The organism is Aquabacterium sp. (assembly GCF_036279655.1).
In the GTDB taxonomy this organism is placed as follows: domain Bacteria; phylum Pseudomonadota; class Gammaproteobacteria; order Burkholderiales; family Burkholderiaceae_C; genus Aquabacterium.
Genome location: NZ_DASUIT010000070.1, coordinates 14,082 through 28,333 on the forward strand (window position 1 = coordinate 14,082; position 14,252 = coordinate 28,333).

Sequence of the window (14,252 nt, forward strand, 5' to 3'; positions counted from 1 at the left end):
TAGCGCCTGCCGTCTGGCTCAGCGCTGGCGCGTCGACGTCTTGGGTGCGCCCCAGGCCACCAGGGCGTCGTTGAGCACATGCATGGCCAGACCGCAGCCCGACAGCATCAGGGCCAGTTGCCCGGCGGTGCCGTGCACCTCGCCGTGATCACCGGTGGGCACCAGGGCCAGCGCCAGCAGGGCGCCGGTGACGGGCAGGCAGCCGGCCAGGGTGCCGGCCATGCGGGTGCGCCAGTGCAGGGGCTGGCGGCGCACGAAGGCCTCCAGGATGCCCAGGCGCCAGGTGGTGCGGAAGTAGTTGGCGGCCAGCAGGCCGGAGAGAACAGCGATGCCGAAGAAGGGACTCAGGGGATGCATGATGGGCACGGTACAGCGGTGCCCGGCATGACGACCAAGAGAGTCCGGGCGAGGGGCGCAAGCATACTCAGAATTGCCCCTCGCGTTAAGGGTTAGCCCTCGATTTGAGGGGGCTGACCCGGCACGATTCACGTCAGGAGTCGAGTTCGGTGGCCGCGCGGATGGCCTTGAGCACGGCAGAGTTGATGTCCTGAGCCGACATCATCAGGTTGTCGCTGGCTTCGCGGATTTCGTCGATGGTCTGGCCTTCGATGGATTTCACGAGGCGGAAGTAGGGCTCGTAAGGGCCGGTGCGCTCCGACAGGGCCATGAAGACCCGCTCGGGCACGGGGATGGTCTTGAGCAGTTCGGAGAAGGGCTGCTTGAACATGCGGTCCAGCAGGGAGAACACGCCGCAGATGAACAGTTCGTTGCGCATCTCGTCGCTGCCGCAGCCGCGCGAGAGTTCTTCCATCAGCAGACCGCGACGCACGGCGGCGTACATCACCGGGCGCATATTGGGGTCCTTGCTGGCGGTGGCCAGCAGCAGGGCCAGCCAGCGCTTGAGGCGCTGGTAGCCCAGCACCATGATGGCGTGGCGGAAGGAGCTGATCTCCACCGACAGGCCGAAGGCCGGCGAGTTGATGTAGCGCAGCAGCTTGTAGGCCAGGGCCGGATCACGCTTGAGGGTGTTTTCCAGCACCTCGATGTCGGCTTCCTTGTGCACCTGGTCGATCAGTTGCACGATGGCCTGCAAGGTGGGTTGGTCGGCGTTGCGGGTGTTGCCGCCCTGGGTGACATCGTCGATGGGCCAGCCCAGCACGGCCACGGCACCCCGGCGGAAGCTGGCTTCCATGTCGGGCACATTGCCCACCCCGGCCTGGACCATGTCGATCTGGCGGGTGATGCCGCCGGGTGCCTGAAGCAGCCCCCCGGTGGAGCGGTCCACGCGCCGGTCATCCTCCAGCTCGATCAGGGAGTATTTGAAGCAGGGGATCACCTCGCGTGGCAGGTCCTTGTAGGGCCGCCCCTTGAGCACCAGGATGCTGCCATTGGCATGCAGGGCGCAGATGGCTGCGCTGTTGGCCTCGTCACAGGCCATGAAGGCGGGGATCTCGATCAGGATGTTGGTGGCAGGCTGCGCATGCATGAGGTCCTGCAGCAGACCTTCGCTGAGCACATTGAGCCAGACCTGGGCCGGGTTGTCCGCAGGCCAGACTTCGGCCACGGCAGCGAGCAGGGAGGCCGCGTCCAGATGGGCGCCTTGTTGCAGGGGGAAGACCGTCAGGCGGGTGGCCACCACCGCACGGTTGCGGTCGATGACGGGGCTGTAGGCCAGAGCAACATGGCTGAGGATGGCGTGATCAAGCATGGTGTGGTGTTCCGTGGAGGACACAAGGGTCAGATGTTGACGTACTGGAACAGCGAGAGCTTCTGCACCATGGCGTAGCTCTTGAGCGCAGCGTCATAACCGGTCTGTTTGGATTGGAACTTGGAGATGGCTTCGACCATGTCCAGATCTTCCGCAGAAGAACGGTCGTTTTCCGCCGTCAGCTTGAGCGAGCTGATGCGGTTCTCGATGCCGTCCATGCGGTTGAGGGTCTCGCCCACGGCCGAGCGGGCGGACTGGATGTTGCTCAGGAGACTGTCGACGCCAGCCAGGCCGGTGTTGACGGTCTGCTGCACCTGGCCGTTGTTCATGTTCGTGGCATTGAGCGCATTGATGGCACGGTCCAGCGTGTCGAACACACTCAGGGTGTTGGTCGATTGCTGGATGGAGAAGGAGTCGCCGTTGGCGGGGTTGCCCGAAATGCCCACATCCATGCCGCGACCAGGAATGGTGATGCTCTTGCCCTTTTCATAGGGCACGCCGGAGGCGAGCGCATTGCCGTCTTCCAGAATGTCGTAGGTCGTGCCACCGGGGCCGGTGGCGAACTGGATGGTGTAGACCGGCGGGGTGGTGCCGGTCGGGGCGGGGTAGGGCAGGCTGCCGGGGGCGCTGATGGAGCCGGCACTGATCCAGGCTTCACCGGTGTTGGTTGTCGCCACTTGGGTTTCAAACACGCCATTGCCTGTCTTGGCCTTGAGCCAGACGAGGTCACCGTCCACGGTCAGACTGAGTTTTTCGCTGGACGAGGCCTGGGCTTCGCCGCCCTGACCGACGAACTGCACGCCACCGGGCATGTCGACGAAGGGCGGGGAGGAACTGCCCTGACCACCAAAGACGAAGCCACCTCCGCCGTCAGGTCGGTTGGCCACCGACAGCATCTGGTTGCGCACTTCGCGCAGGCGGATGGCCAGGCTGCGGCGCTCGCCATCGGAGTAGCTGCCGTTGCCGGCGGCGATCAGGGTTTCACGGGCCTGTTGCAGCAGCTCGACGGCATCGCCCAGGGCCGCCTCGCTCAGGCCCATGGTGTTGCGGCTGGCTTCCAGGCCGCGCTGATTGGCTTCGCTGCGGGCAATGGAGCTCATCGCGCGTTCGGCGCGCGCGGCGGCCACCGGGTCGTCGCTGGCCACATTGATGCGCTTGCCGGTGGTGAGCTGCATCTGCGATTCGCTCAGATCCTGCTGGCGACGCTGCAGGTTGCCGATGGCGGAGTCAAAGCTGTTGGCGGTGCTGATGCGCATGATGTGCCTCCTCAGGATGCGACCTGCATCAGGGTGTCGAAGACCGACTGTGCAATCTGCAGGATCTTGGCTGCAGCCTGGTAACTTTGCTGGAACTGGATCAGGCGTGCGGCCTCTTCGTCCAGGTTCACGCCGACCTTGTTGGCCAGCACGTCCTGGGCATTGGAGGCCAGGGCGGCGGAGATGTCGGCCGAGGTCTGTGCGCCTTGCACCATCACGCCCACGGTACCGATGATCTGGGAGTAGGTGCTGCTGACGGTGGAGCCACGCTGGACCGTGCCGCCCGACAGGGTTTGCCGACCGACCAGGTCCTCGTCCCGCAGGGCCAGGATGGCCAGGGCATTGCCGTTGTTGCCGGATGGGTAGGCCGTGTTCTCGACGTTGATGACATCGCCCTGGTAGGGCACACCGTTGAGCTGCAGGTCAAAGCCGTTGTAGCTGATGGCCTGGCCAGGCACCCAGGTGCCGGTGGTGACGGTGGTGCCCATCGGGGCCTGCAGTTCGTAGTCGCCGTTGGGCGAGGTGAAGACGATGCTGATGGCATCGCCGGTCAAGGGGGGCAGGGCAGCATCTGGCGTGGAGGAGATCGACAGAGAGCCGATGGAGGCCGTACCGGTATTGGCCGGCTTGGTGATGGCCGTGAAGGGCGAGGCTGCGGCAATGCCGGTCGGCTTGTCGAGCGATCGCTTCATGAAGGTGGCCGCGGTGCCCACCGGACGCAGCACGAAGCGGTCCGTGTCGGGCACAGCGGCCGAGATGCTGATCTGGAAGCCGTCGACGATGCTGCCATCGGTCACGTTGGTGACCTCACCGTCGCTCAGCCGTGTCATTACGAACTGGCCGGGATTGGCGGCATCGGGCGCCAGGGTGTAATCGCTGGCCTGCAGGAAGCGGCCATCCACCACGCTCAGGCTCACGGGCGGGGTGGTCAGCGACGAGGTGTTGCGGTTGGAAGGCAGCACCTGGGGGGCGCCCGTGGAAAAGATCGGCACGCCGCTGCCGGCCGGGGTGCTGAGGTCCATCCCGAAGGACTGCTGCTGGTTGACACGCCAGGCCAGGGCAGCGGTCAACTGACCCAGCATGTTGCGCGCCTCAGGAATGTCATTGTTCTGGACACTCAGCAGCCCGGCGATGGAGCCGCCGGTGATCATGGCCTCGTTGACCGGTCGGGTGCCCGAAGGATCCTTGATCATGAGGCGACCCTGGGAGGGGTCGAACTCATCTTGCATGATGCTCAGTTCATCCGAGTCGTTGCCCAGCACCAGCCGCTGGCCACCCCCGATGAAGATGCCCATCGTGCCATCGCCCGCCATGACGGTGGAGACCTGGATCAGGCTGTTGAGGTCCTTGACCAGCATGTCGCGCTGGTCCAGCAGGTCATTGGGCTCATGCCCCACGCCCTTGACGGAGGCGATCTTCTGGTTGATGTCGGCCAGTTGGACGGCAATGCCGTTGATCTGCTCGACGGTGGCCTTCATGTCAGCGACCACACCTTCTTGCAGGGAGTTGAGCTGGCCAGCCGCGGCACGGGTGCGCGAGGCGACGTCTTCCGCACGGGCCAGCACGACCTGGCGCGCGGACATGTCCTGCGGCTGGTTGGCCACATCGACATAGGCGTTGAGCATTTCGCCTGCGGCATGGCCGATGCCGGCCTCGCCCATGGGCAGGATCTTTTCCAGTTGGTTGAGCTTGTCCAGGCGTGTCTTGTCCGAGGAGGAGACCGAGGCCGTCTGGTTCGCTTCGCGGGCCAGATAGGGGTCCGAGGTGCGCTCGATGGTGGAGACGCGCACGCCCCGACCGAAGAAGCCGGCACCCGTGAAGCGGCCGTTTTCCGTGGCGAGCTTCACGTCCTGGCGCGAATATCCCTCGGTATTGGCGTTGCTGATGTTGTGGCTCGTGGTCTCCAGCATCGCCGTGTTGGCGAACATGGCACGCGTGCCGAGAGCGAACAGACCGGATCCCATACCTCAATCCCTCCGCTGCTCAGGTCACGGTGCGTTGGAGGCGCAGCGTGGTGTTGATGACCTTGGTGAGCTTGTCAGCGTACGCAGGGTCGGTGGCGTAGCCTGCCTTCTGCAGTCCACGGGCGAAGCCCTGAACCGAGTCGGCCTGGGCCATGGTCTGACTGTAGCGGGGGCTCTGGCTCAGCAGGCGGGCATGGTCCTTGAAAGACTCTTCATAAGAGGCATAGGCACGGAACTTGGCCGTGACCTTGCGGGCCACGCCACCGATGTACTCGGTGGTGGTGACCTCGGCGACCTTGCCCTTCCAGCTCGAGTCGGCTTTGATGCCGAACAGGTTGTGGCTGTTGCTGCCATCGGTGGCGCGGATCTCGCGTTTGCCCCAGCCTGACTCCAGCGCCGCTTGCCCCAGGATGTGGGCGGCCGGGATGCCGGTGCTGGCTTCGGCGGCAGCGGCAGCAGCCTGGTGTTTTTTCACGAAATTTTCGGTATGGCTGAGTTTGCCGCTGCTGGCAGCGCCTTCGGCTCGTGCCGGGGCGGCCGCCGCGCCTGCCGCGTGGGCCGTCGGCGTGGCGACCTTGCCCATCTGGCGTTCGAGCTGGCGCAGGATCAGGTCGCCCAGACCGCCGGGCAGGCCGCTCATCTGCGTGGACATCTGCGTGTCCAGCATGCCGGTGCCCATTTCGGTGGCAGCGTTGTCCGTCATGCCGCTGTTCATGGTGGTGGCGCGCATGGACTTCATCAACTCTTGCATGAAGAGCGACTCCAGCTGCTTGGCGGCCTCCTTGAGGCCGTTGCGGTCGGTGCCGCCGGAGGCCCGCAGGCGGTCCAGCGAGCGCAGGTCCAGCGAAAGGCCGGCGTTGTTGGCGGGGGAGCTCAGACTCATCAGATCACCTCCAGCTCAGCTTGGAGAGCGCCGGCCGTCTTCATTGCTTGCAGGATGGCCAGCAGGTCCTGCGGATTGGCGCCCAAGGCATTGAGGGCCTTGACGACATCGGTGAGTTTGGTGCCGGCGGGCAGCTGAATCAAGGCACCGGGCTCCTGATTGATGCGGATGTCGGACTTCTGCTCGCTCACAGTCTGCCCTTGGGACATGGGTGAGGGCTGGCTGATGACCGGGGTCGAGCTGATGGTGACCGACAGATTGCCGTGAGCGACCGCACAGGGGCCGATGGTGACGGCCTGGTTCATCACGATGGAGCCGGTGCGGGCATTGACCACCACGCGGGCGGCCGGGGTGGCACGAGAGATGTCGAGGTTTTCGATGTCGGCCATGAAGGCCACGCGCTCACCGGCGTTGGCGGGCAGGCGCACAGCCACGGTGCGGCCGTTCTGGGCTTCGGCCGTGCCGTTGCCCTTGGCCTTGTTGATGGCATCGGCCACCTCGCGGGCGGTGTTGAAATCATCGCTTTGCAGATCCAGCTGGGCGATGCTGCTTTGCAGCCAAGGCGTGGGCACGCTGCGCTCGACGGTGGCGCCGTTGGGGATGCGACCGGCGCTGAGGTGGTTGACCGTGACCTTGGAGCCGTTGGCCGAGGCGCCAGCACCACTGATCACCATATTGCCCTGGGCCAGGGCATAGATCTGACCATCGGCGCCTTTGAGGGGAGTGGCGATCAGGGTGCCGCCCCGCAGGGACTTGGCATTGCCCAGGGACGAGACATTGATGTCAATGGCCTGGCCCGGCTGGGCGAAGGGTGGCAGGGAAGCGGTGACCAGCACGGCGGCCACGTTCTTGAGCTGCATGGCGGCACCAGGGGGCACGGTGATGCCCATCTGCTGCAGCATGGCGTTCAGGCTCTGAACGGTGAAGGGGGTCTGGGTGGTCTGGTCGCCCGTGCCGTCCAGGCCGACGACCAGGCCATAGCCCATGAGCTGGTTGGGGCGCACGCCTTGAACGGCGGCGATTTCCTTGAGGCGAACGGCGTGGGCCTGTGTGGGCCACCACACCGCTGCCGAGGCAGCAACGAACGCCAGGGCGATCAGAAGCTTGAGGAGGCGTTGGGTGGTCATGATGGGCCGATTCCTGGAGAAGACTCGGCCCATTGTTGGCCAACTTTAGATCGGTGAAAGGCTTAAAAAGAATCGGGCGATCCACCCTATTCCCTGGGCTGCATCCTGCGCGCCCCGGCCTCTTTGCTCCACCCGCACATTGGCGATGGCACTGGAGGCCACCGTGTTGCCGGGCAGGATGGTCACCGGGTCCACCTGACCGGAGAAGCGCAGCACCTCGACATTGCGGTTGACGCCGATCTGCTTCTCGCCCGCAATGACCAGATGGCCGTTGGAGAGCACCTCCACGACCGTGGCCGTGATGGTGCCCGAGAAGTTGTGGGTGCTTTCGGTGCTGCCCGTGCCGTCAAACGTGTTGCTGGACGTGGCAGCGGTGTCCAGCTTGGCCAACTGGGCGGCCTTGGCGAAGGGCAGGGCCGAGATCGAACCGCTGATGTTGCCGGTTTTCTCGATCGTGCTGCTCGACTCCTGCTTGGCGCTGACCCGCTCGGTGATGGTGACGGTGATGATGTCGCCCACCAGGCGTGCGCGCGGGGATTCGTAGAGCGGGCGGTAGCTGGCGGCCTGGAACAGGGAGCCGTTCTGGACCGTGGGCGTGACCACCGGCAGCGGGCGCACCTGGGTGGGCCCCTGGACCTCGACCGTGGGCGTGGTGGCCATGCAGCCCGTGAGGGCGCCCGCACCCAGCGCGCACCACAGGGCGCGCATGGAGGGGATGAAGGTGCTCATGCTTCGCATCACAGTTGTCCAAGGCGTTGCAGCATCTGATCCGAGGTCTGGATGGCCTTGGAGTTGAGTTCATAGACGCGCTGGGTCTGGATCATGGTGACCAGCTCTTCCACCACATTGACGTTGGAGGTCTCCACAAAGCCCTGGGCCAGGGTGCCCATGTTGTCGGTGCCAGGATCGGCGGTTTGTGGCGCGCCCGAGGCTGCCGTTTCGGTGAAGAGGTTCTGCCCGATCGGCTCCAGGCCGGCCGGATTGATGAAGGTCGCCAGCTGGATCTGGCCGATCTGTGTGGGTGTGGTGTTGCCCGGCTGCAGGGCCGTGACGATGCCGTCATCGCCGATCGTGACATTCTTGGCATCGGCAGGCACGGTGATGCCGGGCAGCACCGTGTAGCCATTGTTGGTGACCACGCGCCCTTGCGAGTCGACCTTGAAGGTGCCGTCGCGGCTGTAGCCGGTGGTGCCATCGGGCATCTGGATCTGGAAGAAGCCCTGCCCCTGGATGGCCACATCCAGGGAGTTGCCCGTCTGCTGCAGCGTGCCCTGGGTGAACTGGCGGGCCGTGGCCACCGTGCGCACGCCCAGGCCCACCTGCAGACCCGTGGGCAACTGCGTCTGCTCGGAGCTGTTGGCGCCGCTTTGACGCAGGTTTTGGTACATCAGGTCCTCGAACACCGCGTGCGAGCGCTTGTAGCCGGTGGTCGCACTGTTGGCCAGGTTGTGGGAGATGTGGTCCAGCTGGGTCTGCTGGGCATCCATGCCCGATTTGGAAATCCACAGAGAACGCATCATGGCGGTGCTCCTTTCAGGGGTTCGTTACATCAGGAACTGCTGTTGGAGAGCAGTTGAGCAGCTTGCTGCTCGTCTTTTTCCGCCGTCTGCATCAGCCTCATCTGGGTCTCGAACTGGCGGGAGGCCGAGATCATGGAGATCATGGTTTCGATGGGGTTGACGTTGGAGCCTTCCAGGGCGCCTTCCTGCACGCGGGCATTGGCGTCGGCGGGCAGATCGCCATCGGGGCTGCGGAACAGGCCGTCCGCGCCGCGTTCGAGCTTGTTTTCGGGGGTCACCAGCTTGAGTCGTCCGACCGGGGTGACGGTGCCGTTGGCCGCTTTGGCGCTCACCGTGCCGTCCGGGGCAATGGTGACCTCGGTATTGGGGGGCAGGTTGATGGGGCCGCCATCGCCCAGCACGGTGTAGCCGTTCTGGGTCTTGAGGACGCCTTCGCTGTCCATCGTCAAGGCGCCGAAGCGGGTATAGCCTTCCGTGCCATCGAGCGCCTGCACGCTCAGCCAGGATTTGCCCTGCACGGCCACGTCCAGCGGACGCCCGGTGGCCGTGATGGGGCCCGCCCCGTCGTCGTAGCCCACCGTGGTCTCCAGGGCATAGACGCGGGTGCTGGCGCCGTCGCCCCGCACGGGCACGGCCCGCACGGCGTGCAATTCGGCCCGAAAGCCGGTGGTGGAGACGTTGGCCAGGTTGTTGGCCATCACCTCCTGGCGCTGCATGTCCATCTTGGCGCCGGCCATGCCGATATAAATCATGCGATCCATGGCGTGCCCCTTTCAGCGATCAGCGCAGGTTGACCAGGGTCTGAAGCACCTGGTCCTCGGTCTTGATGGTCTGCGCATTGGCCTGGTAGGTGCGCTGGGCCACGATCATGTTGACCAGCTCCCCCGTGAGGTCGACGTTGGATTCTTCCAGGGCGCCGGATTGCAGCACCCCCATGTTGCCGTCGCCCGGCACGCCGGTGATCGGATCACCCGAGCCGAAGGTCGAGGCCCACTCGTTGCCACCCAGGGGCTGCAGGCCTTGCGGGTTGCGGAAGGAGGCCAGCTCGACCTGGCCGGCCGGTTTGGATTGACCGTTCGAATAACGCGCCATCACGATGCCGTTGGACTCGACCGTGATGCTCGACAACTGGCCGGGTGCATAGCCCGTTTGGGCCAGGTTGGTGACGCCAAAGGCCGTGCCGTATTCGGCTGACCCAGCCAGATTGAACTGGACGCCGCTGATGACTTCCGTCATGGCGCCGGAGCTCATGGCCACGGAAGGGATGTCGGGCAGGGTGAAGACACCGCCCGACGTGGTGGCCAGCGGGTTGCCATCGGCGTCGTAGGTGGTGATGGTGCCGGGATCGCCCTGTGCCGGGGCCGCATTGTTGGATGTGGGCGCACCGCCAGCCGAGGGGAAGGTGATGCTCGCCACGCGGGCGGGGTTGCCGAACGCATCCTGCAGGATCGGGGTGCCGTTGGCCGTGGCATACATGTCCCAGTTGTCCGGACCCGTCTTGCGCATGTAGTAGGTCAGACCCAGGTTCTGGCCCTTGATGTCGTAGGCCGTTTGCGAGGTCGCAAAGTTGTAGCTGGTGGGGTCGTTGACATTGAGCGTGCTGCCGGTGCCCACCGCCGCGCGCGAGTCGAAGGTCATCTCCAGGGTGATCAGATCGGTCTCGTTGGGCTCGATGCCGGCCGTGGGCAGCCGCAGTGGTGAGGCCTGGGCCTGCACGACGGTGCCCTGGTTGTCGGCCTGGTAGCCCAGCAGCTTGTGGCCTTCGTTGTTGACGATGAAGCCGTCGCGGTTGAGCTTGAACTGACCGTTTCGGGAGTACATGGTGGGGTTCTTGCCATCGCTGAGCTGGAAGAAGCCCCCGCCGTTGATGGCCAGATCCATCGGGTTCTCCGTGGTGGTGATGTTGCCCTGTGTGAACTGCTGGGCCACCGCGCCCACCGTGGCGCCGATACCGATGTTGTTGCTGCCCGCGCCATTGAGCGCGGCGGCATACATGTCCGCGAACTCGGCACGCGCAGACTTGGCACCATAGGTGCCGGTGTTGGCCACGTTATTGCCAATCACCTCCAGGTTGCGAGCCGAGACGTTGAGGCCGGAGAGTCCTTGTTGAAAGCCCATGATGTACTCCTACAGAGAAGATTGGTTGGTTCAGGAAAGGGCTTTGACCTTGCTGTAGGCCACTTCGCCGCCGTTGCGCAATTGCAGATTCAAGGTGCCGTCCTTGGTGGTGACCGCGTCGACATGGTCCGTGACCAGCGAGGTGGCAGGCAGCTCGGTCGATCCCACCTTGGCCTTGACCGAGAAGGTGTAGGACGACGAGTTGGCCGCCGTGCTCGGTGTCCACTCGAAGCCGTGCTGACCGGCCTTGGCGGCACCCAGGTCGATGGTGTCGACCACCTTGCCGCCCGCATCCTTGATCTCCACGGTCACGTTGGTGGCCGCAGAGTTGATTTCGAAGCCGCCGATGCCGCTGCCATCGGTCATGCTGAGCTGGTTGCCTTCGACGACCACCTGATGACCCACCAGACTCACGCCCTGCATCAGTTGCATCTGCGAGAAGCTGCTGCCCACGCCTTCCATCGTCGTGTTGAGCTTCTCGATCCCGGTGACCGTGCTGATCTGAGCCATCTGGCTGGTCATCTGCGCGTTGTCCATCGGGTTGAGGGGATCCTGGTTCTGCATCTGCGTGACCAGCAGCTTCAGGAAGCGATCAGCCGCTTCATTGGTCTTGTCGCTGCTGGTCGATGAACTGTTGAACAGGCTGCTGGGCAGGGCGCTGCTCGAACTGGTGGCGGTGGTGGTGCTCATCTCAGGTTTCCTTCAGTGATCAGGACCCTTGGCCCAGTTGCAGTGTTTTCATCAGCAGGCTCTTGGCCGTGTTCATCACTTCGATGTTGTTCTGGTAGGAGCGGGAGGCCGAGATCATGTTGACCATCTCCTCCACGGCATTGACGTTGCTGTAGGTGACGTAGCCCTCTGCGTCGGCCTGAGGGTGCTTGGGGTCGTGGATGCGGCGCCCGGGGGTGTCGTCTTCCGTCACCTTGGTCACGGCCACGCCAGCGGTCCCGACCTCGCCCATAGGCTGGGTGGTGAAGACCACGTGGCGCGCCTTGTAGGGGCTGCGGTCGGGGCCGCCCACGGTGTCGGCGTTGGCCAGGTTGGAGGCCACCACATTGAGGCGCTGGGACTGGGCGGACACCGCCGAGCCCGCGACATTGAAGATCTTGAACATGGACATGCTTCAAGCTCCTTCACTGGCCGGTGATGGCCGTGTTCAGGGTCTTGAGAGACCCATTGATGAAACGAAGCGTGGCTTCATAGCGCACGGTGTTGTCCGCAAAGTTGGCCCGTTCCCGGTCCATGTCCACGGTGTTGTTGTCCAGGCTGCTCATCGAGTTGGTGGCGTAACCCAGTTCCGGGTCCTGGCGGCTGCCGGCAGGCTGACCGTTGAGGTTCATGTGGCCAGGGTTGGCCGTGGCCATGGCCAGACGGGGCTGGGCCAGGGCGCTTTGAGCGGACGAACTGGCCCCCGTGGCCTGGCGCAAGGCGGCGGAGAAGTCAAAGTCCTTGGCGATGTAGCCGGGCGTGTCGGCGTTGGCGATGTTGCTGGCGATCAGGCGCTGACGCTCAGAACGCAGCCGCAAGGCTTCGGACTGGAAATTGATGCTGTCAGTGAGTCGGTTCAGCATGGCATCACCTTTGGAGTGACCTTTTGGGAGATGTCATCACTGTGATCCCGGCAGGTCGGAAACATGAGCCGAAATAGCAGGCGCAAGACCTCGCAATTCCGCCCCTTGGGGCCCGGGGGGGACGACTAGAGTGAGACCCATCATGAAAAGATCCGCCTCCTGCCTCTTTGCATCACATGCGCCCTCCGGCTTGACCGGTGGCGCCAGTGGCATGGGTGACATCCCCCTGAGCACGACACACCTGACCATGGGCCTGGTGTGGTGGCTGCTATGGATGGTGGTGTGCGGCCTGGCCGTGTTGTTTGCGCCGGCCCAGGCCCGGGCGCAGCAGACCGTGGCCTGGGCGCCTGCGACGAGCGGTGGGCCCACGCCCTCTCCGCAGGAGGCGCCGTCATCGGCATCGGAGTCGGTCGCTTTGCAGCGGGAACTGGAGACCCTCTTGCGCGGCGCCACCGATCAGGTGAGCAAGGACGTCACGGCCCTGCCGGGCGCTCGCCCCCGTGTGGAAGTGGTGCTGGGCAAGCTCGATCCCCGTCTGAAGCTGGCACCCTGTGACAAAGTGCGCGCCTACCTGCCCGATGGCACCCGTCTGTGGGGGCGCACCCGCGTAGGATTGCGCTGCGAGCAAGGCTCCGTGCGCTGGAATGTGTATTGGCCCCTGACCGTCAAGGTCTGGGCGCCCGCCGTGGTGGCCGTGGTGCCGCTCAAGCCGGGCACCATCCTGAGCGCAGCCGATCTGCGCATTTCAGAGGTGGATGTGGCTGAATCGATCTCGCCCGCAGTGCTCGATCCCCGGGAGATCATTGGTCGCTCCGTGATCCGGGGGATCGCACCCGGGCAGGGACTGCGCCAGGACGATGTCCGTCTGCGCCGCTGGTTTGCCGCTGGCGATGTGGTGAAGGTCACCGTGAAGGGGGCTGGCTTTGCAGCAAGCGCCGAGGGGCAAGCCTTGTCACACGGTGACGAGGGACAATGTGTACGCATCCGGGTGGACAGTGGCCGTGTCCTGTGCGCCCGGCCGATGGCCGAGAGGCAGGCGGAGGTAACGTTGTGATACGTTACAAAAAGTATCTCTCCCCTGATTTAGGGGGGTTCAGGGCTTTGGAATTAAAGTCGGTGGCGACCGCGTCGATATCGCAGATGTCACTACCCGGAAAGTACTGGGAGTAAGGAGTCCAAAATGAAGATCGGCAACACCACAGACACCGCGGTCAACGGCCCCAGCGGTGGCGCACGCACCGAAGGCACCACGAGCGTCGCTCGCCCACCTGGCAAGACAGGTTCGCTTGAGGGCGGACCCGAGGCCAGTGCCAAAGTCAGTCTGTCCACTCTGGCGGGCGATTTGATGAACGGTGCGGACGCGTCGTTCGACGCGGAAAAGGTCTCTCGCGTCAAGCAGGCCATCGAGGATGGGTCTTACAAGATCAATCCCGAAGCCATTGCTGACAAATTGATCGCCAATGCCCAGGAAGTCCTGGCCCGCAAAACGTCCTGAGTCACACCATGGACAGCACACTGAGCGCGATGCAGGATCTGTCAAGCCACGTGCATGACATCGAAGAGCGCCTCCGTGATCTCGATGAGAAACTGCGTTCGCAGGATTCATTGGGCATGGAGGCCGCTTCGGCCGCATTGCACAAGGTGCTCGCGGATGCGCTGGTGGCTTTCCGCCATGCGCAACAAGAGGGGCAAGAGCCTCTGTCTCCTGAATTGAGGCATCGCCTGATGCTGGCTCAGACCCGTGTCACGGGGCTGCAGCAGTCTGTGCACCATGCCGCGTCGACCTTGCAGCGCACCCTGGGGGTGTTGCTGGTGTCCGATGCGCCGGATGCATCCGCCACCTACTCCTCACTGGGGCCCAAGGTGGGCCCTGCGGCTGCCATCAACGCGTATCGCGGTTGAGCGGTTTTTCGGTGCAGCGTGGGGCGCGGGCCGAGGAGGCCTCGGCCCTTTGATCGCCCCACTGGGTGGCGTGCCACGAAACTCGGAGCCGGAAGCACCATCCGTCGCGGACCTCTACCTTGGGCCTATGTATGCCACCAGCAGGGCGACCAAGGGCGGAGGGGGGCTCTGACCGGGCGCCTGTGTGGGTGCTGAGGAGCGCA

At 64.5% G+C, this 14,252-nt stretch carries 16 protein-coding genes; 3 read left to right on the plus strand and 13 right to left on the minus strand.

All coding sequences use genetic code 11. The features are described 5' to 3' along the window. Positions 1–18: 18 nt before the first annotated feature. The 13 genes from VFW84_RS08190 to flgB form a co-directional block, all read right to left on the minus strand. Entirely contained in the window at positions 19–357 is a 339-nt protein-coding gene (locus VFW84_RS08190; RefSeq protein WP_329679961.1) for a hypothetical protein, read from the minus strand. 133 nt (positions 358–490) lie between these two features. Further along, positions 491–1,708 (minus strand): EAL and HDOD domain-containing protein, encoded by a 1,218-nt coding sequence (locus tag VFW84_RS08195; protein ID WP_329679962.1) that lies wholly within the window; start codon positions 1,706–1,708, stop codon positions 491–493. 29 nt (positions 1,709–1,737) lie between these two features. After that, positions 1,738–2,964 carry a flagellar hook-associated protein FlgL gene (gene flgL / locus VFW84_RS08200; RefSeq protein ID WP_329679963.1) on the minus strand — a complete coding sequence of 409 codons (1,227 nt, stop codon included), beginning with the start codon at positions 2,962–2,964 and terminating at the stop codon, positions 1,738–1,740. 11 nt (positions 2,965–2,975) lie between these two features. Next, on the minus strand, positions 2,976–4,928 hold the full coding sequence (gene flgK, locus VFW84_RS08205; RefSeq protein WP_329679964.1) for a flagellar hook-associated protein FlgK: 1,953 nt from the start codon (positions 4,926–4,928) through the stop codon (positions 2,976–2,978). 19 nt (positions 4,929–4,947) lie between these two features. Continuing rightward, positions 4,948–5,811, minus strand: a complete 864-nt coding sequence (flgJ, locus tag VFW84_RS08210) for a flagellar assembly peptidoglycan hydrolase FlgJ (RefSeq protein WP_329679965.1) — start codon at positions 5,809–5,811, stop codon at positions 4,948–4,950. Next, positions 5,811–6,938 (minus strand): flagellar basal body P-ring protein FlgI, encoded by a 1,128-nt coding sequence (locus VFW84_RS08215; RefSeq protein WP_329679966.1) that lies wholly within the window; start codon positions 6,936–6,938, stop codon positions 5,811–5,813. The genes flgJ and VFW84_RS08215 overlap by 1 nt, the downstream gene beginning before the upstream one ends. A gap of 45 nt (positions 6,939–6,983) precedes the next feature. Continuing rightward, the gene (locus VFW84_RS08220; RefSeq protein WP_329679967.1) at positions 6,984–7,667 is read right to left on the minus strand and encodes a flagellar basal body L-ring protein FlgH; all 684 of its coding nucleotides are present in this window, start codon (positions 7,665–7,667) and stop codon (positions 6,984–6,986) included. A gap of 8 nt (positions 7,668–7,675) precedes the next feature. Next, positions 7,676–8,458 (minus strand): flagellar basal-body rod protein FlgG, encoded by a 783-nt coding sequence (gene flgG, locus VFW84_RS08225; RefSeq protein ID WP_329679968.1) that lies wholly within the window; start codon positions 8,456–8,458, stop codon positions 7,676–7,678. Between the two features lie 29 nt (positions 8,459–8,487). Next, the gene (flgF, locus tag VFW84_RS08230) at positions 8,488–9,219 is read right to left on the minus strand and encodes a flagellar basal-body rod protein FlgF (protein ID WP_329679969.1); all 732 of its coding nucleotides are present in this window, start codon (positions 9,217–9,219) and stop codon (positions 8,488–8,490) included. Positions 9,220–9,238: 19 nt separating this feature from the next. Continuing rightward, complete coding sequence (gene flgE, locus VFW84_RS08235; RefSeq protein WP_329679970.1) at positions 9,239–10,576, minus strand: flagellar hook protein FlgE; 1,338 nt, start codon at positions 10,574–10,576, stop codon at positions 9,239–9,241. A 30-nt stretch (positions 10,577–10,606) separates the two neighbouring features. After that, positions 10,607–11,266: a flagellar hook assembly protein FlgD gene (locus VFW84_RS08240; RefSeq protein ID WP_329679971.1), complete on the minus strand. Its 660-nt coding sequence runs from the start codon at positions 11,264–11,266 to the stop codon at positions 10,607–10,609. 19 nt (positions 11,267–11,285) lie between these two features. Beyond that, positions 11,286–11,696 carry a flagellar basal body rod protein FlgC gene (flgC, locus tag VFW84_RS08245; protein ID WP_329679972.1) on the minus strand — a complete coding sequence of 137 codons (411 nt, stop codon included), beginning with the start codon at positions 11,694–11,696 and terminating at the stop codon, positions 11,286–11,288. Between the two features lie 13 nt (positions 11,697–11,709). Further along, entirely contained in the window at positions 11,710–12,147 is a 438-nt protein-coding gene (flgB, locus tag VFW84_RS08250) for a flagellar basal body rod protein FlgB (RefSeq protein ID WP_329679973.1), read from the minus strand. A 142-nt stretch (positions 12,148–12,289) separates the two neighbouring features. Between flgB and flgA the strand changes: the two genes are divergently transcribed. The 3 genes from flgA (at position 12,290) to VFW84_RS08265 (ending at position 14,049) form a co-directional block, all read left to right on the plus strand. After that, positions 12,290–13,201, plus strand: coding sequence for a flagellar basal body P-ring formation chaperone FlgA (gene flgA, locus VFW84_RS08255; RefSeq protein ID WP_329679974.1), 912 nt, complete (start codon positions 12,290–12,292; stop codon positions 13,199–13,201). A gap of 126 nt (positions 13,202–13,327) precedes the next feature. Beyond that, positions 13,328–13,642 (plus strand): flagellar biosynthesis anti-sigma factor FlgM, encoded by a 315-nt coding sequence (gene flgM / locus VFW84_RS08260; RefSeq protein ID WP_329679975.1) that lies wholly within the window; start codon positions 13,328–13,330, stop codon positions 13,640–13,642. An 8-nt stretch (positions 13,643–13,650) separates the two neighbouring features. After that, positions 13,651–14,049 carry a hypothetical protein gene (locus VFW84_RS08265; protein ID WP_329679976.1) on the plus strand — a complete coding sequence of 133 codons (399 nt, stop codon included), beginning with the start codon at positions 13,651–13,653 and terminating at the stop codon, positions 14,047–14,049. The last annotated feature ends 203 nt before the right edge of the window (positions 14,050–14,252 follow it).

Coding starts and splice junctions, on each gene's coding strand:
- flgJ (WP_329679965.1), bottom strand. CDS start 5,811: ATGAGTCTGAGCTCCCCCGCCAACAACGCCGGCCTTTCGCTGGACCTG.
- VFW84_RS08215 (WP_329679966.1), bottom strand. CDS start 6,938: ATGACCACCCAACGCCTCCTCAAGCTTCTGATCGCCCTGGCGTTCGTT.
- flgM (WP_329679975.1), top strand. CDS start 13,328: ATGAAGATCGGCAACACCACAGACACCGCGGTCAACGGCCCCAGCGGT.
- flgG (WP_329679968.1), bottom strand. CDS start 8,458: ATGATGCGTTCTCTGTGGATTTCCAAATCGGGCATGGATGCCCAGCAG.
- VFW84_RS08220 (WP_329679967.1), bottom strand. CDS start 7,667: ATGAGCACCTTCATCCCCTCCATGCGCGCCCTGTGGTGCGCGCTGGGT.
- VFW84_RS08240 (WP_329679971.1), bottom strand. CDS start 11,266: ATGAGCACCACCACCGCCACCAGTTCGAGCAGCGCCCTGCCCAGCAGC.
- flgC (WP_329679972.1), bottom strand. CDS start 11,696: ATGTCCATGTTCAAGATCTTCAATGTCGCGGGCTCGGCGGTGTCCGCC.
- flgB (WP_329679973.1), bottom strand. CDS start 12,147: ATGCTGAACCGACTCACTGACAGCATCAATTTCCAGTCCGAAGCCTTG.
- VFW84_RS08265 (WP_329679976.1), top strand. CDS start 13,651: ATGGACAGCACACTGAGCGCGATGCAGGATCTGTCAAGCCACGTGCAT.
- VFW84_RS08195 (WP_329679962.1), bottom strand. CDS start 1,708: ATGCTTGATCACGCCATCCTCAGCCATGTTGCTCTGGCCTACAGCCCC.
- flgK (WP_329679964.1), bottom strand. CDS start 4,928: ATGGGATCCGGTCTGTTCGCTCTCGGCACGCGTGCCATGTTCGCCAAC.
- flgF (WP_329679969.1), bottom strand. CDS start 9,219: ATGGATCGCATGATTTATATCGGCATGGCCGGCGCCAAGATGGACATG.
- flgA (WP_329679974.1), top strand. CDS start 12,290: ATGAAAAGATCCGCCTCCTGCCTCTTTGCATCACATGCGCCCTCCGGC.
- flgE (WP_329679970.1), bottom strand. CDS start 10,576: ATGGGCTTTCAACAAGGACTCTCCGGCCTCAACGTCTCGGCTCGCAAC.
- flgL (WP_329679963.1), bottom strand. CDS start 2,964: ATGCGCATCAGCACCGCCAACAGCTTTGACTCCGCCATCGGCAACCTG.
- VFW84_RS08190 (WP_329679961.1), bottom strand. CDS start 357: ATGCATCCCCTGAGTCCCTTCTTCGGCATCGCTGTTCTCTCCGGCCTG.